The organism is Micromonospora halotolerans, assembly GCF_032108445.1.
GTDB classification, from domain to species: Bacteria; Actinomycetota; Actinomycetes; order Mycobacteriales; family Micromonosporaceae; genus Micromonospora; species Micromonospora halotolerans.
This window is the reverse complement of sequence record NZ_CP134876.1, coordinates 4,058,321-4,079,859: the sequence shown is the minus strand read 5'-3', so window position 1 is coordinate 4,079,859 and position 21,539 is coordinate 4,058,321. Positions and strand designations below refer to the sequence as shown.

Annotated in this window: 21 protein-coding genes; 13 read left to right on the top strand and 8 right to left on the bottom strand. The window is 74.4% G+C overall.

Features of this window, described 5'->3' with window-relative positions; genetic code table 11:
* Positions 1-30 precede the first annotated feature (30 nt).
* A complete protein-coding gene (locus tag RMN56_RS19420; protein WP_313718887.1) occupies positions 31-1,473 on the bottom strand; it encodes an MFS transporter in 1,443 nt (480 codons plus the stop codon).
* A gap of 389 nt (positions 1,474-1,862) precedes the next feature.
* Between RMN56_RS19420 and RMN56_RS19415 the strand changes: the two genes are divergently transcribed.
* Positions 1,863-2,333, top strand: a complete 471-nt coding sequence (locus RMN56_RS19415) for a helix-turn-helix domain-containing protein (protein ID WP_313718886.1) — start codon at positions 1,863-1,865, stop codon at positions 2,331-2,333.
* A 13-nt stretch (positions 2,334-2,346) separates the two neighbouring features.
* Here the strand turns inward: RMN56_RS19415 and RMN56_RS19410 are convergent, their stop codons facing one another.
* The gene (locus RMN56_RS19410) at positions 2,347-2,751 is read right to left on the bottom strand and encodes a YjbQ family protein (protein ID WP_313718885.1); all 405 of its coding nucleotides are present in this window, start codon (positions 2,749-2,751) and stop codon (positions 2,347-2,349) included.
* A 201-nt stretch (positions 2,752-2,952) separates the two neighbouring features.
* Here RMN56_RS19410 and aceE point away from each other — a divergent pair, with 201 nt between their 5' ends.
* Complete coding sequence (gene aceE / locus RMN56_RS19405) at positions 2,953-5,697, top strand: pyruvate dehydrogenase (acetyl-transferring), homodimeric type (RefSeq protein ID WP_313718883.1); 2,745 nt, start codon at positions 2,953-2,955, stop codon at positions 5,695-5,697.
* 133 nt (positions 5,698-5,830) lie between these two features.
* Here aceE and RMN56_RS19400 read toward each other — a convergent pair whose 3' ends face one another.
* Both RMN56_RS19400 and RMN56_RS19395 read right to left on the bottom strand, forming a co-directional pair.
* Positions 5,831-6,535, bottom strand: a complete 705-nt coding sequence (locus RMN56_RS19400; RefSeq protein WP_313718882.1) for an MBL fold metallo-hydrolase — start codon at positions 6,533-6,535, stop codon at positions 5,831-5,833.
* 187 nt (positions 6,536-6,722) lie between these two features.
* Positions 6,723-7,169 (bottom strand): SRPBCC family protein, encoded by a 447-nt coding sequence (locus RMN56_RS19395; protein WP_091319671.1) that lies wholly within the window; start codon positions 7,167-7,169, stop codon positions 6,723-6,725.
* 187 nt (positions 7,170-7,356) lie between these two features.
* Between RMN56_RS19395 and RMN56_RS19390 the strand changes: the two genes are divergently transcribed.
* The 3 genes from RMN56_RS19390 to gltX are packed head-to-tail and all read left to right on the top strand — an operon-like array spanning position 7,357 to position 11,421.
* Positions 7,357-8,688 carry a GH1 family beta-glucosidase gene (locus RMN56_RS19390; RefSeq protein ID WP_313718881.1) on the top strand — a complete coding sequence of 444 codons (1,332 nt, stop codon included), beginning with the start codon at positions 7,357-7,359 and terminating at the stop codon, positions 8,686-8,688.
* Positions 8,685-9,962 (top strand): MFS transporter, encoded by a 1,278-nt coding sequence (locus RMN56_RS19385; protein WP_313718880.1) that lies wholly within the window; start codon positions 8,685-8,687, stop codon positions 9,960-9,962. The genes RMN56_RS19390 and RMN56_RS19385 overlap by 4 nt, the downstream gene beginning before the upstream one ends.
* A 49-nt stretch (positions 9,963-10,011) precedes the next feature.
* The gene (gltX, locus tag RMN56_RS19380) at positions 10,012-11,421 is read left to right on the top strand and encodes a glutamate--tRNA ligase (protein ID WP_313718879.1); all 1,410 of its coding nucleotides are present in this window, start codon (positions 10,012-10,014) and stop codon (positions 11,419-11,421) included.
* 55 nt (positions 11,422-11,476) lie between these two features.
* Here the strand turns inward: gltX and RMN56_RS19375 are convergent, their stop codons facing one another.
* Positions 11,477-12,082, bottom strand: coding sequence for a copper resistance CopC family protein (locus RMN56_RS19375; RefSeq protein WP_313718878.1), 606 nt, complete (start codon positions 12,080-12,082; stop codon positions 11,477-11,479).
* A gap of 210 nt (positions 12,083-12,292) precedes the next feature.
* Between RMN56_RS19375 and RMN56_RS19370 the strand changes: the two genes are divergently transcribed.
* Complete coding sequence (locus RMN56_RS19370; RefSeq protein WP_313718877.1) at positions 12,293-12,955, top strand: hypothetical protein; 663 nt, start codon at positions 12,293-12,295, stop codon at positions 12,953-12,955.
* Between the two features lie 9 nt (positions 12,956-12,964).
* Here the strand turns inward: RMN56_RS19370 and RMN56_RS19365 are convergent, their stop codons facing one another.
* The 3 genes from RMN56_RS19365 to pyrE form a co-directional block, all read right to left on the bottom strand.
* Positions 12,965-13,891: an NADP-dependent oxidoreductase gene (locus RMN56_RS19365; protein ID WP_313718875.1), complete on the bottom strand. Its 927-nt coding sequence runs from the start codon at positions 13,889-13,891 to the stop codon at positions 12,965-12,967.
* A gap of 36 nt (positions 13,892-13,927) precedes the next feature.
* The gene (locus tag RMN56_RS19360; protein ID WP_313718874.1) at positions 13,928-14,260 is read right to left on the bottom strand and encodes a hypothetical protein; all 333 of its coding nucleotides are present in this window, start codon (positions 14,258-14,260) and stop codon (positions 13,928-13,930) included.
* Positions 14,261-14,389: 129 nt separating this feature from the next.
* Positions 14,390-14,935: an orotate phosphoribosyltransferase gene (gene pyrE, locus RMN56_RS19355; RefSeq protein WP_313718873.1), complete on the bottom strand. Its 546-nt coding sequence runs from the start codon at positions 14,933-14,935 to the stop codon at positions 14,390-14,392.
* Positions 14,936-15,026: 91 nt separating this feature from the next.
* Between pyrE and RMN56_RS19350 the strand changes: the two genes are divergently transcribed.
* The 7 genes from RMN56_RS19350 to RMN56_RS19320 all read left to right on the top strand — a co-directional run bounded on the left by RMN56_RS19350 (position 15,027) and on the right by RMN56_RS19320 (position 21,538).
* Positions 15,027-16,292: a PucR family transcriptional regulator gene (locus RMN56_RS19350; RefSeq protein WP_313718871.1), complete on the top strand. Its 1,266-nt coding sequence runs from the start codon at positions 15,027-15,029 to the stop codon at positions 16,290-16,292.
* A gap of 78 nt (positions 16,293-16,370) precedes the next feature.
* Positions 16,371-17,291 carry an ACP S-malonyltransferase gene (locus RMN56_RS19345; RefSeq protein WP_376787205.1) on the top strand — a complete coding sequence of 307 codons (921 nt, stop codon included), beginning with the start codon at positions 16,371-16,373 and terminating at the stop codon, positions 17,289-17,291.
* A 58-nt stretch (positions 17,292-17,349) separates the two neighbouring features.
* A complete protein-coding gene (locus RMN56_RS19340) occupies positions 17,350-18,294 on the top strand; it encodes a beta-ketoacyl-ACP synthase III (RefSeq protein ID WP_313718870.1) in 945 nt (314 codons plus the stop codon).
* Positions 18,295-18,379: 85 nt separating this feature from the next.
* Complete coding sequence (locus RMN56_RS19335) at positions 18,380-18,619, top strand: acyl carrier protein (protein ID WP_088972559.1); 240 nt, start codon at positions 18,380-18,382, stop codon at positions 18,617-18,619.
* A gap of 2 nt (positions 18,620-18,621) precedes the next feature.
* Positions 18,622-19,848, top strand: coding sequence for a beta-ketoacyl-ACP synthase II (gene fabF / locus RMN56_RS19330; protein WP_313718869.1), 1,227 nt, complete (start codon positions 18,622-18,624; stop codon positions 19,846-19,848).
* Positions 19,849-20,114: 266 nt separating this feature from the next.
* Positions 20,115-20,858, top strand: a complete 744-nt coding sequence (locus RMN56_RS19325) for a class I SAM-dependent methyltransferase (RefSeq protein ID WP_313718867.1) — start codon at positions 20,115-20,117, stop codon at positions 20,856-20,858.
* Between the two features lie 47 nt (positions 20,859-20,905).
* Positions 20,906-21,538, top strand: a complete 633-nt coding sequence (locus tag RMN56_RS19320; protein ID WP_313718866.1) for a lipoprotein — start codon at positions 20,906-20,908, stop codon at positions 21,536-21,538.
* Position 21,539 lies beyond the last annotated feature (1 nt).

Here is a 21,539-nt window from a genome sequence, read left to right as displayed (position 1 = left end):
ATCCTACGTGCGCAGCTCACACACCCCGGGTCACGGCCGTGAGCGGACGGCCTCGGGGCCGGCCGGGACCGGACCCGTCTCCGCCGCCGGCCGGGCGGCCCGCCGGGCGGCGACGGCGCCGGCCAGCAGCAGCACGGCGGTCAGGAGCGCCGGGGGCAGGACGAGCGCCGGGCCGTGCCGGCCGGTCGCGGCAAGGGCGAGGTGCAGGCCGCCGACCAGGGTCACGCCGAGCACGGCGGCGAGCAACGTGCCGGTGGAGACGGCCGCGGAGAGCGCCGCGGCCGCGCCGGCCGGCACGACGCCGGTGAGCCGGCTGACCAGCGGGCTGAACGCGGCCGCGTGCGCCGCCCCGCCGGCCACCAGCAGCGCGCTTCCCGCCGGCCACGGCCAGCCCCCGACGGAGACCCCGGCCACCGCCACCACCACCGCCGCCAGCACCGGCGGGCCGGTGACCGGCAGCACCGCCCGGACCCGCTCGGGCAGCCGCGCCACCGCCAGGCCGCAGAGGGCGAAACCCGAGGCGTACGGGAGGAAGGCCAGTCCCGCCGCCAGCGCCGTGAAGCCCAGGCCGTCCTGGAGCCGCAGGGTGAGCACGAACAGGAAGCCCGCGTAGCAGCCCATCACCACGCAGCAGGCGAGCAGCCCGGCCGGCACCCCCGGGTGGCGCAGCACCGTCACGTCCAGCAGCGGGGCCGCGTCGTGACGGGCGCGCCGGACCTCGTACCCGAGGAAGAGCCGCAGCCCGGCGGCGCCGGCGGCGACAGCGGCGGCCCGGACCCAGCCGGGCCAGCCCAGGTCACCGCCGAGCACGAGCGGCAGCACCAGGGTGAGCATCGCCGCAGCGAGGATCACCGCGCCCGGCAGGTCCAGTGGCTCGCGCCGGGACGGGCCGGCCGGCAGGCCGGCGAACACCCGCCGCCCGACGACCTGGAGCACCACGCCGACCGGCACGTTGACCAGGAACGCCGCCCGCCAGGTCAGGCCGCCCAGGTCGAGGGTCACCAGCAGCCCGCCGGCGACCTGCCCGGCGGCCACGCCGAGGGCCAGCACCATCGAGTACGCCCCGATCGCCCGCGCCCGCGCCACGGCCGGGACCGCCGCCTGGATCAGCGACAGCACCTGCGGCACCATGAGCGCGCCGGCGGCGCCCTGGGCCACCCGGGCCAGCACCAGCGCGGCCGGCCCCGGGGCGAGGCCGCAGGCCAGCGACGCGAGGGTGAACCCGGCCAGGCCGAGCAGGAAGATCCTCGGGTAGCCGTGCCGGGCTCCGAGCCGGGCCCCGACCACCACCAGCACGGCGAAGGTGAGGGTGTAGCCGGCCAGCACGAGCTGCTGCACGGCCGGCGGTCCGGCCAGGTCGGCCCGGATCGCGGGAGCGGCCACCGCCGCGATCGAGGTGTCCATGGAGGCCATCGCCTGCCCGGTGAGCAGGACGGTGAGCAGGGCCGCGGTCCGGCGGGTCGACTCGGTCACGGCCGCCACCCTGCCCGCCCCGGCGGGCGGCGGTCTTGTCGATCCTTGCGGGACGGTCGTGTCGGCCCGTCGGCCTACCCTGACCGGCATGCGTACCGCCACACCGCTGCTGGCGCATCCCGACTTCCGGATCGGCCTGGTGCGGTGCCGGGACGACCACACCGGCTGGTCCGCGCCCGAGCCGGCCACCGCGTACGGCCTCGTGCTGACCCGGCGGGGCGGCTTCCGTCGGGCCGGGCGCGGCGGCGCCGAGTTCGTCGAGCCGACCGTGGCCTACCTGACCGTGCCGGGTGAGGAGGAGCGCTTCGCGCACCCGGCGGGCGGGGACGACTGCACCTCGGTGCGCCTGTCCGCGCGGCTGTGGCGGGAGCTGTTCGCGGGAGCGGCCGGTGCCGGCCGTGGTGCACGTCGACGCACGGGTGGACCTGGCCCACCGGCTGCTGCTGCGGTCGGTGGCCGACCCCGACCACGCGGCGGCCGAGCGGCTGGTCCGGCTGCTCGGCGGGGCGACCGGGCCGGCGGTGGGCGGGAGCGGGCGGGACCGGCGGCTGGTCGAGCGGGCCCGCGCGGCCCTGCACGACGGCGCGCCCGAGGCCGCCGGGCTGCTGCCGCTGGCCCGGGCGCTCGGGGTCTCGCCCTACCGTCTCAGCCGGGAGTTCCAGGCCCGGGTCGGGGTGCCGCTGACCCGCTACCGCAACCGGCTGCGGGTCGGGCGCCTCCTCGACCGGCTGGAGGAGGGCGCGGAGAGCCTCGCCGGGCTCGCCGTCGAGCTGGGCTTCGCCGACCAGGCCCACCTGACCCGCACGGTCCGCGCCCAGCTCGGCCACACCCCCGGCGGGCTGCGCCGGCTGCTGGGCTGACGTCGGCGGAGGTTCAGCCGGGCAGGAAGGAGAAGCGGACCTGCCGGTCGGGGTTGTCGCCGTTGGTGTCGACCAGGCAGATCGACTGCCAGGTGCCGAGCTGGAGCCGCCCGCCGAGCACCGGCAGGGTGGCGTACGGGGGGACGAAGGCGGGCAGCACGTGGTCCCGGCCGTGCCCGGGCGAGCCGTGCCGGTGCCGCCAGCGGTCGTCGGTGGGGAGCAGGTCGTCGATCGCCCGCAGCAGGTCGTCGTCGGAGCCGGCACCGGTCTCGATGATCGCCAGGCCGGCGGTGGCGTGCGGCACGAAGATGTGCAGCAGGCCGTCCCCCTGGCCGGCGACGAACCGCTCGGCCTCGCTGGTGATGTCGCGGACGGTCGGCCGGGACCCGGTCCGGACGGTGATCACCTCACTGCGCATACGGCGCATTCTGCCGCAGCCGGGCGCGCGACCGCCGCCGGTGTCGGCGGCCCGCCCCGGCACAGCCGCGCGATCGCACAAAGTTACCGGCGAGTACCTGTGTTCAGCGTCGCGTCTGGGGGAGGGAGACGTGACGACGAGCGCCACCAGGGGGCAGGATGGCGCTAGAGACCTATCCCACACAGAACCGAGGGAACGCCTGTGGCTACGGAACGCAAGCGCCCGGTGATCACCGCTGGTCTGCCGAGCCAGCTTCCGGACATCGACCCTGAAGAGACCAGCGAATGGGTCGAGTCGCTTGACGGTGTCATCGACGAGCGCGGAACCAAGCGCGCCCGCTACGTCATGCTGAGCCTGCTGGAGCGGGCCCGCGAGCGCCAGGTCGGGGTGCCGTCCCTGACCACCACCGACTACATCAACACCATCCCGCCGGAGCGCGAGCCATGGTTCCCGGGTGACGAGCACGTCGAGCGGCGGCTCCGGGCCTACATCCGGTGGAACGCCGCCATGCTGGTGCACCGGGCGCAGCGGCCGGAGATCGGCGTGGGTGGGCACATCTCCACCTTCGCCAGCTCCGCGTCCCTCTACGAGGTGGGCTTCAACCACTTCTTCCGGGGCAAGGACCACCCGGGCGGCGGCGACCACATCTTCTACCAGGGCCACGCCTCCCCCGGCATGTACGCCCGGGCGTTCCTGGAGGGCCGGCTCAGCGCCGACCAGCTCGACGGCTTCCGGCAGGAGCTGTCGCACCCGGGTGGCGCGCTGCCGTCGTACCCGCACCCGCGGCTCATGCCGGACTTCTGGGAGTTCCCCACGGTGTCGATGGGCCTCGGCCCGCTGAACGCCATCTACCAGGCCCGGTTCAACCGCTACCTGCACCACCGGGGCATCAAGGACACCTCGCAGCAGCACGTCTGGGCGTTCCTGGGCGACGGCGAGATGGACGAGGTGGAGTCGCTCGGCGCGATCGGCGTGGCCGCCCGCGAGGAGCTGGACAACCTCACCTTCGTGATCAACTGCAACCTGCAGCGGCTGGACGGCCCGGTCCGCGGCAACGGCAAGGTCATGCAGGAGCTGGAGGCGTTCTTCCGGGGCGCCGGCTGGAACGTCATCAAGGTGGTCTGGGGCCGCGAGTGGGACCCGCTGCTGGCGGCGGACACCGACGGCGCGCTGGTCAACCTCATGAACACCACGCCCGACGGTGACTACCAGACCTACAAGGCCGAGTCCGGGGCGTACGTCCGGGAGCACTTCTTCGGGCGCGACCCGCGCACCCGCAAGATGGTCGAGCACCTGAGCGACGACGAGATCTGGAACCTCAAGCGGGGTGGCCACGACTACCGGAAGCTCTACGCGGCCTACAAGGCGGCGATGGAGCACACCGGCCAGCCGACGGTGATCCTGGCCAAGACGATCAAGGGCTGGACGCTGGGCTCGCACTTCGAGGGCCGCAACGCCACCCACCAGATGAAGAAGCTGACGCTGGAGGACCTCAAGCTCTTCCGCGACCGGCTCTACCTGGACATCCCGGACAAGCAGCTGGAGGAGAACCCCTACCTCCCGCCGTACTTCCACCCGGGCGAGAAGTCCGACGAGATCGAGTACCTGCACGAGCGGCGCAAGCAGCTCGGCGGCTACCTGCCCTCCCGGCGGACCAGCCACAAGACGCTGCAGATCCCGGGCCCCGAGCGGTTCGCCGACGTCAAGCGCGGCTCGGGCAAGCAGAAGGTGGCCACCACCATGGCCTTCGTCCGCCTGCTCAAGGACGTGATGAAGGACAAGGAGTTCGGCAAGCGCTGGGTGCCGATCATCCCGGACGAGGCCCGCACCTTCGGCATGGACTCGCTCTTCCCGACGGCGAAGATCTACTCGCCGCACGGCCAGCGGTACACCTCGGTGGACCGGGAGCTGTTCCTGTCCTACAAGGAGGCCACCACCGGCCAGATCCTGCACGAGGGGATCAACGAGGCCGGCTCGGTCGCCTCGTTCACGGCGGCGGGCACGTCGTACGCCACCCACGGCGAGCCGATGATCCCGATGTACATCTTCTACTCGATGTTCGGGTTCCAGCGGACGGCCGACGAGTTCTGGGCGGCGGCCGACCAGATGGCGAAGGGCTTCCTGCTCGGCGCGACCGCCGGCCGGACGACGCTCAACGGTGAGGGCCTCCAGCACGAGGACGGCCACTCGTTGCTGATCGCCGCCACCAACCCGGCGGTGGTCGCCTACGACCCGGCGTTCGCCTTCGAGATGGCGCACATCCTCGAGAGCGGCCTGCACCGGATGTACGGCGAGGCGCAGGAGAACATCTTCTACTACCTCACCGTCTACAACGAGCCGATCTTCCAGCCGGCCGAGCCGCAGGGCGTGGACGTCGAGGGCATCGTCAAGGGCATCTACCGCTACTCGCCGGCCCCGCAGCTCGACGGGGACGCGCCGAAGGCGAACGTCCTGGCCTCCGGCACCGGCATGCAGTGGGCGCTCAAGGCCCAGCAGCTGCTCGCCGAGGACTGGGGCGTGGCCGCCGACGTCTGGTCGGTGACGTCCTGGACCGAGCTGCGCCGGGACGCGGTGGAGTGCGAGGAGCACAACCTGCTCAACCCGGGCGGCGAGCAGCGGGTGCCGTACATCCAGCGGAAGCTGGCCGACGCCGACGGGCCGAAGGTCGCGGTGAGCGACTGGATGCGCGCGGTGCCGGACCTGATCGCCCGCTGGGTACCGGGCGACTACACCTCGCTCGGCACCGACGGCTTCGGCATGTCGGACACCCGGCACGCGCTGCGCCGGCACTTCCACGTGGACGCCGAGTCGGTGGCCGTCGCGACGCTGCGCCAGCTCGCCCTGCGCGGCGCGGTGCCGGCCCACGTGCCGGCCGAGGCCGCCAAGAAGTACGCGCTGGACGACGTCAACGCCGCCCCGGTCGGGGAGACCGGCGGCGACAGCTGAGTGCACCACCACGGAGGGCCCGGCGCTTCGGCGGCGGGCCCTCCGCCTTTTTCGGCCCGGAAAGGAGGGGCCCCTTCTTAACGCCTCCGGTAGAGAAGGGGCCCCCTTCTAACACCCCTGCCGGGAGGGCGCGTCAGAGTTCGGTGAGGGTGGCGGTGACGGCGCGGAGGCGGTCGCCCGCGCCGCCGAGGACGGGTTCACCGTGGCCGAAGCAGGCCAGGTCGACGTCGTCGAGGGCGGCCAGGCGTCGGAACGAGCCCGCCGCCGCCCGGCGGTCGACGTGGAAGACCCCGAAGATCACCTGACCGCCGTGCTCGGCGGCGATGTCTCCGGTGAAGAGCACCCGGTGCGCGGGCAGGTGCAGGGCGATGCTGCCGTCGGTGTGACCGGGGGTCGCCACCACCCGCGCGCCGCCGCCGAGGTCGAGGAGGTCGCCGTCGGTGACCTCGCGGTCGACGCGTACCGGTGGGGCCGGAGGCAGCCCGGCCGCCAACCGGGCGTGCAGGTCGCGCTCGGCGGGGGCGAAGGCCGAAGGCGGGCCGGGTCGCTCGCCGCGCAGGACCGGGGCCTCTGCGGCGTGCGCGACCACCTCCACGTCGCCCCACGCGGCCACCTCGGCGGCGGCGCCCGCGTGGTCGTCGTGGAAGTGGGTGAGGACGATCCGGCGCAGGTCGCCGGGCGCGTGGCCGAGGCCGCGCAGGGCGGCCGCGATGGCCGGCCCCGACCCCGCGGGCCCGGTGTCGACCAGGGTGAGCCCGTCGTCGTCGGCCCAGAGGTACGCCTGGAAGGCGCCGAGGGCGAGGCGGTGCAGCCGGGGATGGAGTCGTTCCGTGGTCACCCGGACCAGGCTAGGGGCGCCGCGCGGCCGGGGGTGGGGCGTTCTGCGGCCGGCAGAGGGGGCGTCTCGCGTACCGCCCTCGGGCGAGCCGGGAGCGGCGGAAGGGCGCGGAAGCCGACGATGGTCCGGCGTCCCTGGCGGGGACGCCGGACCATCACCATCGCGGGCGACGCCGGAACAGGCTCGGTCAGCCGACGGCGGCCAGGTCGGTCAGCCGGGCCAGCGAGTCCTCCAGATCGGCGCCCACCCGGCGCAGGCCGAGCCGGAGCAGGGCGGCCTTGACCGGCCCGGCGGGCCACCGTACGACGATGAGCCGCACGACGGTCCCGCCCTCCTCCTCGTCCGGGGTCAGCTGCACGTAGATCTCGGTGCGCGCCTCGGCGCGCGCGCCGGCGCCCCGGGCCCGTTCGCGCCACCCGATGAGGGTGGGCTCCTGGTAGGCGATCACCTCGGCCTCGTGCGCCGCGCCTCGCCCGGCCTGGACCAGTTGTCGCCGGCCGAACCCCTCCCCCGAGAGGACCTCGGCCGCGCGGACCCCCGCCAGCCAGGCCGGCAACTGCTCGGCCCGCTGGACGACGTCCCAGACCGCTTCCACCGGTGCCACCACGTGCGCACTGCGCTCCACGAGGATCATGTCTATCTTTCCCCCACTTAAAACACATCCGCGATATTCGGCACTCTATGTGTAAATCGGACTTAAGCGGACGGGTTCGGAAAAGACACGCCGAAAACCCTTGCCTTGCCTGCCTTTGCCGGCCTATGGCGCGGCGACCGCCCGGGCCCTAGAGTCGCGAGCACGCTTCGCGTTTCTGGGAGGGCGAATGACGAGCGCGCCGATGCCCGAGTTCCCCGCCGGCTTCCGGTGGGGGGTGTCCACGTCCGCGTACCAGATCGAGGGGGCGGTCACCGCCGGCGGCCGGGGGCCGTCCATCTGGGACACCTTCGCCCACTCCCCCGGCCGGATCGTCGACGGCAGCACCGGCGACGAGGCGTGCGACCACTACCACCGGTACGCCGAGGACGTCGGGCTGCTGGCCGGGCTGGGCGTCTCGGCGTACCGGTTCTCGATCGCCTGGCCCCGGGTCCAGCCCACCGGCGCGGGCCCGGCCAACGCGGCCGGGCTGGACTTCTACGACCGGCTGGTGGACGCCCTGCTCGCCGCCGGCGTGGACCCGGTGGCCACCCTCTTCCACTGGGACCTGCCGCAGGCCCTGGAGGACGCCGGCGGCTGGCTGAACCGGGACACCGCCCACCGCTTCGCCGAGTACGCCGACCTGGTCGCCACCCGCCTCGGCGACCGGGTGAAGCTCTGGATCACCCTGAACGAGCCGTTCGTCCACATGAGCCTCGGCCACGGCACGGGCGCGCACGCCCCCGGCCGGATGCTGCTCTTCGACGCCTTCCCGGTGGCCCACCACCAGCTCCTCGGGCACGGCCTCGCGGTCTCCGCGCTGCGCGCCCGCAGCACCAGCCCGGTGGCCATCGCCAACAACTACTCACCCGTGCGGCTGGCCGGGGAGACCGACGCCGACCGGGCCGCCGGGGCGGCGTACGACGCGCTGCACAACCGGCTCTTCACCGACCCGCTGCTCGGCCTCGGGTATCCCGAGGAGCCGGGCTTCGACCCGGCCGTGGTCCGGGCCGGTGACCTCGACGTGATCGCCGCACCGATCGACGTGCTCGGGGTCAACTACTACAACCCGACCGGCATCCGCGTCCCGGCCGACGAGGACTCGCCGCTGCCGTTCGAGATGGTGCCGCTGGAGGGTTACCCGAGGACCGCCTTCGACTGGCCGGTGGTCCCGGACGGGCTGCGCGAGCTGCTCCTCCAGCTCCACCAGCGCTACGGCGACGCGCTGCCGCCGATCCAGATCACCGAGAGCGGCTGCGCGTACGACGACGTCCCGGACGCCGACGGCCGCGTGCCCGACCCGGAGCGCATCGCGTACCTGGACGGGCACCTGCGCGCCGTGCACGAGGCGCTGACCGCCGGGGTGCCGGTGACCGGGTACTTCGTCTGGTCGCTGCTGGACAACTGGGAGTGGGCCGAGGGCTTCACCAAGCGGTTCGGCCTGGTGCACGTCGACTACCCCACCCAGCGGCGCACCCCGAAGTCGTCGTACGCCTGGTTCCGGGACCTGGTCCGGCGATGACCACCGTCAACCCGACGCCGGCCTCGCTGCCGGCGGCGCTCGCCGAGCCGACCGTGCCGGTGCGGCGGAGCTGGATCGCGCTGATCTTCGCGGCCAACCTGGGCGTCTGGATGGCCTTCTTCACCCCGATCCAGGTGCTGTTGCCGCAGCAGGTGGAGCGGATCGCGCCGGGCGACAAGGAGGCCATGCTGGCGGTGGTCACCGGCCTCGGCGCGCTCGCCGCCGTGCTGGCGAACCCGCTCGCCGGGGCGCTGTCCGACCGGACCTCGCTGCGCCTGGCGAACCGGCACCTCGGTCGTCGGCACGTCTGGACCGCCACGGGCGCGGTGGTCGGCGCGCTCTTCCTGGTGGTGCTGGCCCGGCAGGACAGCATCGCCGGGGTGGCGGCGGCCTGGGTCGCCGCCCAGGTCTGCTTCAACGCCATGCTGGCCAGCCTGACCGCCGCCATCCCGGACCGGGTGCCGGTGGCGCAGCGCGGCGGCGTCTCCGGCTGGGTGGGCATCCCGCAGGCGCTCGGCCTGGTCGTCGGCGCGGTGCTGGTCACCGCCGTGGTCACCGGCAACGCCGCCGGGTACGCCGCCATCGCGCTCGCGGTGCTGCTGCTGTCCCTGCCGTTCGCGCTGCTCACCCAGGACGACCCGCTGCCCCGGGAGCACCGGTCGCCGCTGCGGCCGCGCGCGCTGCTCGCCTCGATGTGGATCAGCCCGCGCCGGCACCCCGACTTCGCCTGGGCCTGGTTCACCCGGTTCCTGGTGCAGACCGGCAACGCGCTGGGCACGCTCTACCTGCTCTACTTCCTGACCGACGGGGTGCGGGTGGCTGACCCCGAGGGCTCCCTGCTGGTGCTGATCCTGCTCTACACGCTGGGCATGATGCTCACCGCCGTGGTGGCCGGGCGGATCTCCGACCGCTCGGGCCGGCGCAAGGTCTTCGTGATCGTCTCCGGGCTGATCATGGCGGTGGCGGCCACGCTCCTCGCGGTGGCCCCGACCTGGCCCATGGCGATCGTCGCCGCGCTGCTGCTCGGCGCCGGCTACGGGGTCTACCTGGCCGTCGACGCCGCGCTGATCACCCAGGTGCTGCCGGCCGCCACCGACCGGGCCAAGGACCTCGGCGTGATCAACATCGCCAACTCGGCGCCGCAGGTGCTCGGCCCGGCGCTCTCCGCCCCGATCGTGGTCCACCTGGGCGGCTACCCCACCCTGTACGCGGTCACCGCGGCGGTCACCCTGGTCGGTAGCGCCCTGGTCGTGAAGATCAAGGCGGTGCCCTGAACCGGCCCCCTGCCGGAAAGCGGTCGCGGCCCGCCGTAGGCTGGGGGGCGTGACGGTACGTGTACGCTTCGCCCCCTCCCCGACCGGAATGTTCCACGTCGGCGGCGCCCGCTCGGCCCTGCAGAACTGGATCTACGCCAAGCAGCAGGGCGGGGTGTTCGTGCTCCGCATCGAGGACACCGACGCGGCCCGCAACAAGCCCGAGTGGACCGAGGGCATCCTCTCCGCGCTCGACTGGATCGGCATCGCCCGGGGCAGCTACGAGGGCCCGTACTTCCAGTCCTCCTACGCGGGTGAGCACCGGGCCGCCGCGCAGCGGCTCTACGAGGGCGGCCGGGCGTACTACTGCGACTGCACCCGCGAGGACGTGCAGGCGCGCACCGGCTCGCAGTACCAGGGCTACGACGGCTTCCACCGCGACAAGGGGCTCGGCCCGGGCGAGGGGCGGGCGCTGCGCTTCCGGACCCCGGACGAGGGCGAGACCGTGGTGGTCGACCTGATCCGCGGCGAGCCGACCTTCGAGAACAAGCTGATCGAGGACTTCGTCATCGCCCGCGGCGACGGCTCACCGGTCTTCCTGCTGGCCAACGTGGTCGACGACATGACCATGGGGATCACCCACGTGATCCGGGCCGAGGAGCACCTGCCCAACACGCCGAAGCAGCAGCTGCTCTGGGACGCGCTCGGGGTCAAGCCGCCGGTCTGGGCGCACGTGCCGGTGGTGGTCAACGAGAAGCGGCAGAAGCTCTCCAAGCGGCGGGACAAGGTCGCCCTGGAGGCGTACCGGGACGAGGGCTACCTCGCCGAGGCGATGCGCAACTACCTCATGCTGCTCGGCTGGGCCCCCTCGGGCGACCGGGAGATCGTGCCCTGGTCGGTGATCGAGGAGGAGTTCCGGCTGGAGGAGGTGAACCCCTCCCCCGCCTTCTTCGACGAGAAGAAGCTGCGCGCGTTCAACGGCGACTACATCCGGGCGCTGCCGGTCGAGGAGTTCGTGGCGGCCTGCCAGCCGTGGCTGACCGGCACCGACACGATCGCCCCGCCGCCGTGGCAGCCGGAGGAGTTCGACCCCGCCGCGTTCGCCGCGGTCGCGCCGCTGGCGCAGACCCGGATCGCGGTGCTCGCCGAGATCGTGCCGAACGTCGACTTCCTCTTCCTGGCCGACCCGCTGATCGACGAGGGGGCCTGGGCCAAGGCCATGAAGGAGGGGGCGGCCGACCTGCTGGACGCGGCGATCGCCGCGTTCGAGACCCTGGAGTCCTGGGACGCCGGCTCGCTCAAGTCCACGTTGGAGGCGGTCGGCGCGGAGCGCGGCCTGAAGCTGGGCAAGGCGCAGGCGCCGGTCCGCGTCGCGGTCACCGGCCGCACCGTCGGCCTGCCGCTGTTCGAGTCGCTGGAGGTGCTCGGCCGCGACCGCACCCTGACCCGGCTGCGGGCCGCCCGGGTGCGCCTGTTCTGACCCCGGCTCGCCGAGGGGCCCGCCGGTCGTCCGGCGGGCCCCTCGCGTATCCGCGTCAGCCGCGGGTGGACCGGCGGCGCAGCAGCAGGCCGGCGCCCAGCGCGACCAGCACCACGGCCGCGCCGACCGCCCACAGCCACCCCGTACCCCCGTCGTCCTCGGCCTCGTCGGCGGCGGGCGTGGGGCTCACCCCGGACGTCGTGGGTGGGGTGCTCGGGGCGGCGCCGGTCGCGGCGGGAGTGGCCGACGGCGGGGCGGCGGCCGTGCCGGTGGTGAGGGTGAAGCGGATCTCCCCGCTGACCGGATGGCCGTCGGTCGAGCCGACCCGGTAGGCCACGATGTAGAGGCCGGCCTCGCCCGGGGTGAACGGCACACTCACCCGTTTGCCGGCGAACGTCGGCGCGCCACCCGCGGCCGCCACGTTGTCCGGCCCGGTGATTGTGATCTTCGTCGTGGCGGGCGCCGGTGCGGCGAGGAACGTCAGCTCGACCCGCTTCGGCGCGGTGGCCAGCCGGGCCCCGTTCTTCGGGTCGCTGCCGGTCAGCGAGTTGTGCGCGGCCGCCGGCGCGGCCGGCAGCAGCACCGACACCGCGGCCACCACCCCGAGCACCACCGACCAGCCCCGCGCCACACGAACCCTGCCCCCCATGAACTCCTCCATCCGGGTACGATCCGGCCGCTGATCATCGGCCGCTGTGTTGGTCGGTCGCAGATCGCACATAGTTCCAAATACTCTTCCGGCGAGTGCAACCTAGCGCCGTTCTGCGGAGTCTTTGAGGTGGACGCCGGTCCGCGCCCGGCGACCACCCCTCGGCCGACCCAGCGCGACCTGCAGCGGAAGCCACCCATCGAACGGGGCGAGGAGGCGGCGATGGTCCGAAAGGTGAGGCGGCTGCTGGCGGCCGTGGCCGGGATGGTGGTGGCGACGGCGTGCTCGCTGGCCCTCGTCGGCGCGACGCCCGTGCAGGCGGCACCCAAGCCGAAGCTCGCACCGGCCGGTGTGGACATCACCGGCCACCGACTCGACCAGCCGCTGAAACTGCGCGCGGACACCCGGCCCGCCGAGGTGAACATGGTCGTCGACCAGGTCAAGTGGCTGGGCGCCAGCGGCCAGCAGCGCGGCCCGGCGGCCAAGGACCTCGGCCCGAAGTACACGGTCGTGCTGTTCGTCGCGGGCACGGCCACGAAGACCTACGACCTCTACCCGCTCGCCAAGGGCGGCCCCCGCGTCTACCGGCCGGCCAAGCAGCCCGACCTGAGCAAGACCCGGGCCGGCTGGTTCTTCGGCCGGCTCAACATGTCCGAGACGCTGCGCACCGTGGGGGTGCCGCTGGAGCGGCAGTTCGACACGCTCAGCGGCGGCATCGGCGGCGGCGAGCGGGTCATCCCGGAGGAGGCGCTCGACCCGGTGCAGGACATCGACAGCGCGCTCGGCGAGCTCCAGCGGCTGCTGCTGCTCAACGTCGGGGTCATGGTGGTCATCACCGCCGGGCTGGCCGGCATCGCGCTGCTGGTGCGGCGCCGCACCCGCTGACCACCGGCCTCAGACCTCCAGCACGACCTTGCCCCGGACGTGTCCCGCCGCCACCAGGCGCTGCGCCTCGGCCGCCTCGGCCAGCGGGAACGTCCGGGTCACGTGCACGGCGAGCCGGCCGGCGTCGACCAGCCCGGCCAGCACGCTCAGGTCGGCCGTGGACGGCTTCACGAAGACGTAGCTGCCGCCGAGCCGGGTGACGTGCTCCGGGTCGGCCGTGGAGATCAGCCGCGCGGGCCGGGTCAGCAGCTCGGCGGAGACGTCCAGCGCGTCACCGCCGAACAGGTCCAGCGCCACGTCCACCCCGTCGGGCGCGACCGCGCGGACCCGGTCCAGCAGGCCGTCGCCGTAGCTGACCGGCTCGGCGCCCAGCGACCGGACGAAGTCGTGGTTGGCCTCGCTCGCCGTGCCGATCACCCGGCCGGCGCCGAGCGCCCGGGCCAGCTGCACCGCCAGGTGCCCCACCCCGCCGGACGCGCCGTGCACCAGCACCGTGTCGCCCGCGCCCGTGCGGGCCAGCTGCAACGCCTGGTACGCGGTGAGCCCGGCCAGCGGCAGCCCGCCCGCCTCGGCCCAGGACGCCTGCACCGGCTTGTCGGCCAGGCACCGCTCCGGAGCCGGAACCAGCTCCGCGTACGTGCCGTGCTGCACGTCGTCGCGCCGGACGTAACCGATCACCTCGTCACCGACGGCGAACCCGGCGACCGCCGGCCCGACCGCCTCGACCACCCCGGCGGCGTCCCAGCCCGGCACCAGCGGGAAGTGGGTCGGCATCAGGGCGGCCAGGTTCCCCTCGCGGATCTTCCCGTCGACCGGGTTCACCCCGGCGGTGCGCACCCGGACCAGGACCGTGTCCGGCCCCACCGGCGGCGTGGGCAACTCGCGCAGGGCGAGCCGGTCGACCGGGCCGTACGCGTCGATCGCGATCGCCTTCACCCCGCCCAGGCTAGCCGCCGGACGGCGGCCGCGCGGTCAGCACCAGCGGCGCGGGGGCCTCTCCCGGCGCACCGCGCGGCTGCGCGGCCGGACCGGGCCGTGCCGGTGGGCGCCCGCCCAGCCGGGCAGGTCGCTGCGGCAGCCCTGGGCCGGCTCGGCCTCGGGCCCGGCCGGCGGCACCGGCTCGGCGGCTCGCTGGCGGGGCACCGGCGGCTCGTCGTCGGCCCGCTCGGGCGCCCAGCCGGCGACCGGCTCCGGATGGGTCAGACCCGTCCGGCGCGGATGCTTGGCGGGCGCCGGCTGGTCGTGGTGGCCCGGTCGGCAGGGCTCGCCCTGGGCGCAGCCGTGCTCGGCCTCCCCGTGCGCCATCCCGGTCTCCTCACGTTCGCCTCACGCCCGTCGGGCGGTCGTCACCCCGACGTGCCCTGACACCGTACTGGCCGGGCCCGACGGGCTGTTCAGCGCTACCCGTGGAGATCGCCGGCGGACCGGAACGGGTCAGGCTCGGCGGGCGGCGTCCAGGTCGGCGCGGGTGAGCAGGGCGCGCAGCGCGATGCCGTGCCCGGCGAGCGCCTCCGTGCCGCCCTCGCCCCGGTCGATCACGCAGAGTGCGTCCGCGACCGTGGCGCCCAGCTCCCGGAGCTGGCCCGTGGAGAGCACCACCTGACCGCCCGAGGTCACCACGTCCTCGACCACCAGCACCCGCCGCCCGGCGACGTCCGCGCCCTCCGCCAGCCGGGCGGTCCCGTACGCCTTGGCGGTCTTGCGGACGAACGCGCAGGGCAGCCCGACGTGCCGGGCCAGGGCGGTGACCACCGGGATGCCGCCCAGCTCCAGGCCGGCCAGCACCTCGGTGCCGGGCGGGACCAGCCGGGCCAGGCCGGCGGCGACCCGGTCCAGCAGGACGGGATCGGCCTCGAACCGGTACTTGTCGAAGTACTCGTCGGCGATCCGGCCGGAGCGGAGCACGAACCGGCCGGTGAGCCGGCAGGTGGCGTCGATGTCGCGGGCGAGTTCGGCGCGGGCGCGCGGGTCGTCGGTCACGGGAGATCATTGTCACCGCCGGCCGGCGGCGCCCGGCCGGCGGGCGGCCCTCGGAGTGGAGCCGCTGGTCACGGCGTGTCAGGCTGGTGCCGTGAGCGAACCGGGCGGGACCGAGCTGTCGGCGACGCTGCGCCGCATCGAGCGGGCGGCGGGCGCGCTGTCGACCGCCAGCGTGGCGCGGATGGACGAGACGCTGCCCTGGTTCCGGGAGCTGCCGGCCGACCAGCGCTCCTGGGTCATGCTGGTCGCCCAGGCGGGCGTCCGGTCGCTGGTCCAGTGGCTGCACCAGGGCGGTGGCGCGACCGACAGCACCCAGGAGGTGTCGGACGAGGTCTTCGCCGCCGCGCCCCAGGCCCTCGCGCGCTCGATCACCCTCCAGCAGACCGTGGCGCTGATCAAGGTGACCATCGAGGTGGTCGAGGAGCAGGTGTCCCACCTCGCCGTGAAGGGCGAGGAGCAACTGCTGCGGGAGGCGGTGCTGCGCTTCTCCCGGGAGATCGCCTTCGCCGCCGCCCGGGTCTACGCCCGCGCGGCCGAGACCCGCGGCTCCTGGGACGCCCGGTTGCAGGCGTTGCTGGTGGACGCCCTGCTGCGCGGCGACTCCCCGGACGTGCTGGCCAGCCGGGCGGCGGCGCTGGGCTGGTCGGACGCGCCGCCCGTGGCGGTGGCGGTGGGCCGCTCCCCCGGCGGTGAGGTGGCGGCCGTGCTGCACACCGTCTACCGGCAGGCCCGCCGGATCGGGGTCGAGGTGATCGGCGGCGTGCACGGCGACCGGCTGGTCATCGTGCTGGGCGGGGCGGCCGACCCGGTGGCGGCCACGGAGAAGCTGCTCACCGCGTTCGGGGAGGGCCCCGTGGTGGTCGGCCCGGCCGTGCCCAGCCTCGACGAGGCGACCGACTCGGCGCGCGCCGCGCTGGCCGGCTTCCGGGCCGCGCCGGCCTGGCCGACCGCGCCCCGCCCGGTCTCCGCCGCCGACCTGCTGCCCGAGCGGGCCCTGGCCGGGGACGCCGAGGCCCGCCGCCGGCTGCGCCACGACGTGTACGCCCCGCTCGCCCGCGCCGGCGGCGAGCTGCTGGAGACGCTGGACGCCTTCTTCGCCGCCGGCGGCACCCTGGAGAGCGCGGCCCGGGCGCTCTTCGTGCACCCGAACACCGTGCGGTACCGCCTCAAGCGGGTCGCCGAGGTGGCCGGCTTCTCGCCGCTCACGCCGCGGGACGCGTTCACCCTCCAGGTGGCGCTGACGGTCGGCCGGCTCGACCCGGTGGTACCGGGCGTCGCACCGGTCCCGAGCCAGACAATGAGCCCAGGTGCCGGCAAAACGCCGCAGACTGGTGATGATCGGCGCCGATCTTTGTAGGTATCCTCCAAACCTTCTAGTGCGGTTTGGTGCCGTGCGTTACAGCGCGACCCGCGAGTATCCGTCAGAGTCGTAGACGTGCTCGCCGTACTCTCACCCGGACAGGGTTCGCAGAAGCCCGGTTTCCTGACCCCCTGGCTCGACCTGCCCGGCGCCGAGGCGCGCCTGAGCTCCTGGTCGGCGCTGGCCGGGGTCGATCTGCTCCACCTGGGCACCCGGGCGGACGCGGACGAGATCAAGGACACCGCCCGCACCCAGCCGCTGCTCGTCGCCGCCGCGCTGCTCGCCGCCGGGCACCTCCCCATGGAGGACGTCGGGCTGGTCGCCGGCCACAGCGTCGGCGAGCTGGGCGCCGCGGCCCTGGCCGGGGTGCTGACCGCCGAGACGGCCGTGAGCCTGGCCGGCGTACGCGGCCGCGAGATGGCCGCCGCCTGCGCGCTGGAGCCGACCGGGATGGCCGCCGTGCTCGGCGGCGACCCGGACGAGGTGCTCGCCGCCCTGGCCGCGCACGGGCTGCACCCGGCCAACCGCAACGGCGCCGGCCAGATCGTCGCCGCCGGCGCGGTGGCCGGGCTGGAGAAGCTCGCCGCCGAACCGCCGGCCCGGGCCCGGGTCATCATGCTCAAGGTGGCCGGCGCCTTCCACACGCCGTACATGGCCCCGGCCGAGGCCGCGCTGGCCGAGGTGGCCGCCGGCATCACCCCCGCCGACCCGGCCCGCATCCTGCTCTCCAACCTGGACGGCGCGCCGGTCGAGCACGGCCAGGAGCTGGTGCAGCGGCTGGTCCGCCAGGTGACCGCCCCGGTCCGCTGGGACCTGTGCATGCGCACGCTGGCCGACCTCGGCGTCACCGGCGTCATCGAGCTGCCGCCGGCCGGCACCCTGGCGGGCCTCGTCAAGCGGGAGCTCAAGGGCGCGGGGGCGCCCGAGATCGTCACCCTCAACACCCCCGACGACCTGCCCGCCGCGCGGGACCTGATCGCCCGGCACCGCGCATGAGCCCGCACCACGAGCCGATCCTGCGGGTCCCGCAGTCGCTAACGGAAGGTATCCACTGATGGCCGGCAGCCGGATCGTCGCGATGGGGCACTACCAGCCCTCCCGCGTGGTCACCAACGACGACCTCGCCCAGATGGTCGACACCAACGACGAGTGGATCCGGGACCGGGTCGGCATCGTCACCCGCCGGATCGCCGGCGACGAGACGGTGGCCGACATGGCCGCCGCGGCCGCCGGCAAGGCGCTGGCCAACTCCGGCCTCACGGCCGCCGACATCGACCTCGTCGTGGTCGCCACCTGCACCTCGGTGGACCGCAGCCCGAACGTGGCCTGCCGGGTCGCGGCCAAGCTGGGCATCAGCGCCCCGGGCGCGTACGACATCAACACCGCCTGCTCCGGCTTCGCGTACGCGCTGGGCACCGTGGACCACGCCATCCTGGCCGGCGCGGCGCGCAACGCGATCGTCATCGGCGCCGAGAAGCTGTCCGACTTCACCGACTGGACCGACCGGTCGACCTGCATCATCTTCGGTGACGGCGCGGGCGCGGCCGTGGTCACCGCGGCCGCCGAGGGCGAGCCGGCCGGGGTGGGCCCCGTGGTGTGGGGTTCGGTGCCGGAGAAGAGCGACGCGGTCCGGATCGAGGGCTGGCGGCCGTACATCGCGCAGGAGGGGCAGGCGGTCTTCCGCTGGGCCACCACGGCGCTGGCCCCGCTCGCGCTCCAGGCCTGCGAGAAGGCCGGGGTGGCGCCGTCGGAGCTGGCCGCGTTCGTGCCGCACCAGGCCAACGCCCGGATCATCGACGGCATCGTCAAGCGGCTGGACATCCCGAACGCGATCATCGCGAAGGACATCGTCGAGTCCGGAAACACGTCGGCGGCGAGCGTGCCGCTGGCCCTGTCGAAGATGGTCGAACGGCGTGAGGTGCCCTCCGGCGCCCCGGTGCTGCTGTTCGGCTTCGGCGGTGGCCTGACCTACGCCGGTCAGGTCGTCCGCTGCCCATGAAGACCCCCTCGGGCGTGAGCGCCGAGGTGTGACGGCCGGCGTCGCCGGCCGTCGAGTGAACCCCCGATGAGAGGAACCAACCGCAATGACCCGTGACGAGATCACCGCCGGCCTCGCCGAGATCCTCGAAGAGGTTGCCGGGGTGAACCCGGACGACGTGGCCGAGGGGAAGTCCTTCACCGACGACCTCGACGTCGACTCGCTCTCCATGGTGGAGGTCGTGGTGGCGGCCGAGGAGAAGTTCGGCGTCAAGATCCCGGACAACGAGGTGCAGAACCTCAAGACCGTGGGCGACGCCGTCAGCTACATCGCGGCGCAGTCCTGATCATGAGTCGTCCCGACGTCGTCGTCACCGGGCTCGGCGCGACGACCCCGCTCGGCGGGGACGTCGCGTCGACCTGGGACGCCATGCTCGCCGGCCGCTCCGGGGTGAGTGCGCTCACCCAGGAGTGGGCCGCGCAACTGCCCGTCCGGATCGCCGCGCAGCTCGCCGTCGAACCGTCGACGGTGCTGGACCGGGTCAAGCTCCGTCGGCTGGACCGGTCCGAGGCGATCGCCATCGTGGCGGCGCAGCAGGCCTGGGCGGACGCCCGCCTGGCCGACTCCGGGCTGGACCCGGAGCGGCTGGCGGTCAGCGTCGGCTCCGGCATCGGCGGCGCCACGACCCTGCTCGCCCAGGACGACATCCTGGAGGCCTCCGGCCCGCGGCGGGTCTCCCCGCACACGGTGCCGATGCTGATGCCGAACGGCCCGGCCGCCTGGGTCGGGCTGGAACTCGGCGCGAAGGCCGGCGTGCACTCGGTGGCCAGCGCCTGCGCGACCGGCGCGGAGGCGATCGCGCTGGGGCTGGACATCATCCGCTCCGGCCGGGCCGACGTGGTGGTGGCCGGCGGCACCGAGGCGGTCATCCACCCGCTGCCGATCGCCGGTTTCGCCTCGATGCGGGCCATGTCGACCCGCAACGACGAGCCGGAGAAGGCGTCCCGCCCGTGGGACAAGGGCCGCGACGGCTTCGTCCTCGGTGAGGGCGCGGGCGTGGTGGTCCTGGAGCGCGCCGACCACGCCGCCGCCCGCGGCGCCCGGGTCTACGCGCGCCTCGCCGGCGCCGGGATCACGTCGGACGCGTACGACATCGTGCAGCCGCACGCCGAGGGCGAGGGCGCCATCCGGGCCATCGCCAAGGCGGTCGCGGACGCGGACGTCGCGAAGACCGACATCCGGCACGTGAACGCGCACGCCACCTCCACGCCGGTGGGCGACATGCTGGAGATCGGCGCGCTGCACAAGGCGGTGGGCGACCACGTGCTGCTATCGGCCACCAAGTCGATGACCGGGCACCTGCTCGGTGCGGCCGGTGCGCTGGAGTCGATCGCCACCATCCTGGCCATCCGGGACGGTGTCGTGCCGCCGACGATCAACCTCGACGACCCGGACGAGGGCCTCACCCTCGAGGTGGCCGCGCACAAGGCGCGTCACCTGGAGATCCCGGCGGCGCTGAACAACGCGTTCGGCTTCGGCGGGCACAACGTGGCCCTGGTCTTCACCCGGGCCTGAGCACGGCCTGCCCGCTCGGGGCCCGCGTCCGCACCGGACGCGGGCCTCGAGCGCGTCTCAGCCCCGGTTGCGGGGATGCTCCCGCGCGGTCCGCTCGTTGCCCCGCCGGTAGTTGCCGGTCCACCGGACCATCACCAGGCGCGGCCCCCATCGGCGTCGCCCTGCCAGCGCCCGCGTCCGGCCGCACCCGGATTTGCCGGCGGCCCGGTTCCGGCCCGCCGGGGCGGTTACGGTGAGGACCGCCGAGCCGTCGAGGAGCACCACCCGTGGACGCGACCGAGATCCGCAAGCTCGCCGCGCTGGAGGACACCCACTGGTGGTACCGGGAGCGGCGCGTCCTGCTGGGCCGGGCGCTGCGCCGGTTGGCGGCGGCGGGCACCCGGCCGGGGCGGGCGCTGGACATCGGCGCGGCCGGCGGCGGGAACACCCGGGTGCTGCGGGCGCACGGCTGGCGGCCGGTCGCGCTGGAATACAGCGCCGAGGGCGCCGGGGTGGCCCGGGGCCGGGGCCTGGACGTGATCCGGGCCGACGCCCGGCGGCTTCCGGTCCGCTCGGCCGGGCTCGGTCTGGTGGTCGCCTTCGACATCCTGGAGCACGTCGACGAGGACCACCTCGCGGCCGCCGAGCTGCGGCGGGCGCTGCGCCCCGGCGGGACGGCCCTCATCACGGTGCCGGCCGACATGCGGCTCTGGTCGGCGCACGACGCGGCGGTCGGGCACGTCCGCCGCTACGACCGCGCCGGGCTGCGGGCCGTGGTGGAGAGGGCCGGGCTGGTGGTGGACGAGCTGTGGAGCTGGAACGTGCTGCTCCGCCCGGTGGCGGCCTGGCGGCGCCGCCGGTGCACCGGCTCGGACCTGGACGAGCCGCACCCGCTGGTCAACCTCGGCCTGCGTACGGTGGTCGCGGTCGAGCGGCACCTGCCCGTGCAGGCGCTGCCCGGGGTCTCGCTGATGCTGCGGGCGCACCGCCCGTCCGATCCCGGGACACCAGGGCCGGTGAAGATCGACTAGCCTTCCTGGGCCGCCGGGCACGGTGGCACCCATTCAGGAGGACGGAAATGCGGCGACGTACCGCCACTGCCATGGTGGCCGTGCTGGCCCTTGCCGGGATGGCCGGCTGCGGCGACGGGAAGCCGCGGCCAGCGGCGACGGCCTCGACGGCACCGAGCCCGACCGGCTCACCCGTCGTCGCCGGACCGCCCTGGTACGACGAGGTGGCCCCGATCGAGGCCGCCGGTGAGATCGGCGGCAAGGCGAGCCCGTGCCCGATGGGAATCATCTTCTCGATCCCGGCGAAGTGGCGGGCGAAGGCGGTGACGGCCGGCCGGGACGCCGCGATCGGCGACGCCGTGCCGATGTGCGAGATCGACGGCAAACCCGCCGGGCACCTCGGCTTCCTGCGCGTCTGGGACGCCGATGCGGGCCTCAGCCAGCAGTACACGATGGACAAGTTCCTCGACGCGTACGGCGAAGCCACCCAGCGGCAGTACCGCCGGACGAAGGCCGGCCCGCTCGATGCCTACGAGGCGAGCTTCGTGGGGCCGGGCGGCACCCGGGAGCGGGCCATCCTGGTCTCGACCATCTGGGGGCGCTACCTGCTGACCCTCGGCGGAGCGGACGACGAGGAGCACCTGGCCATGCTGCCGGCGTACCAGCTGGCCAAGCAGACCGCCAAGAACAACCGGGAGTGAG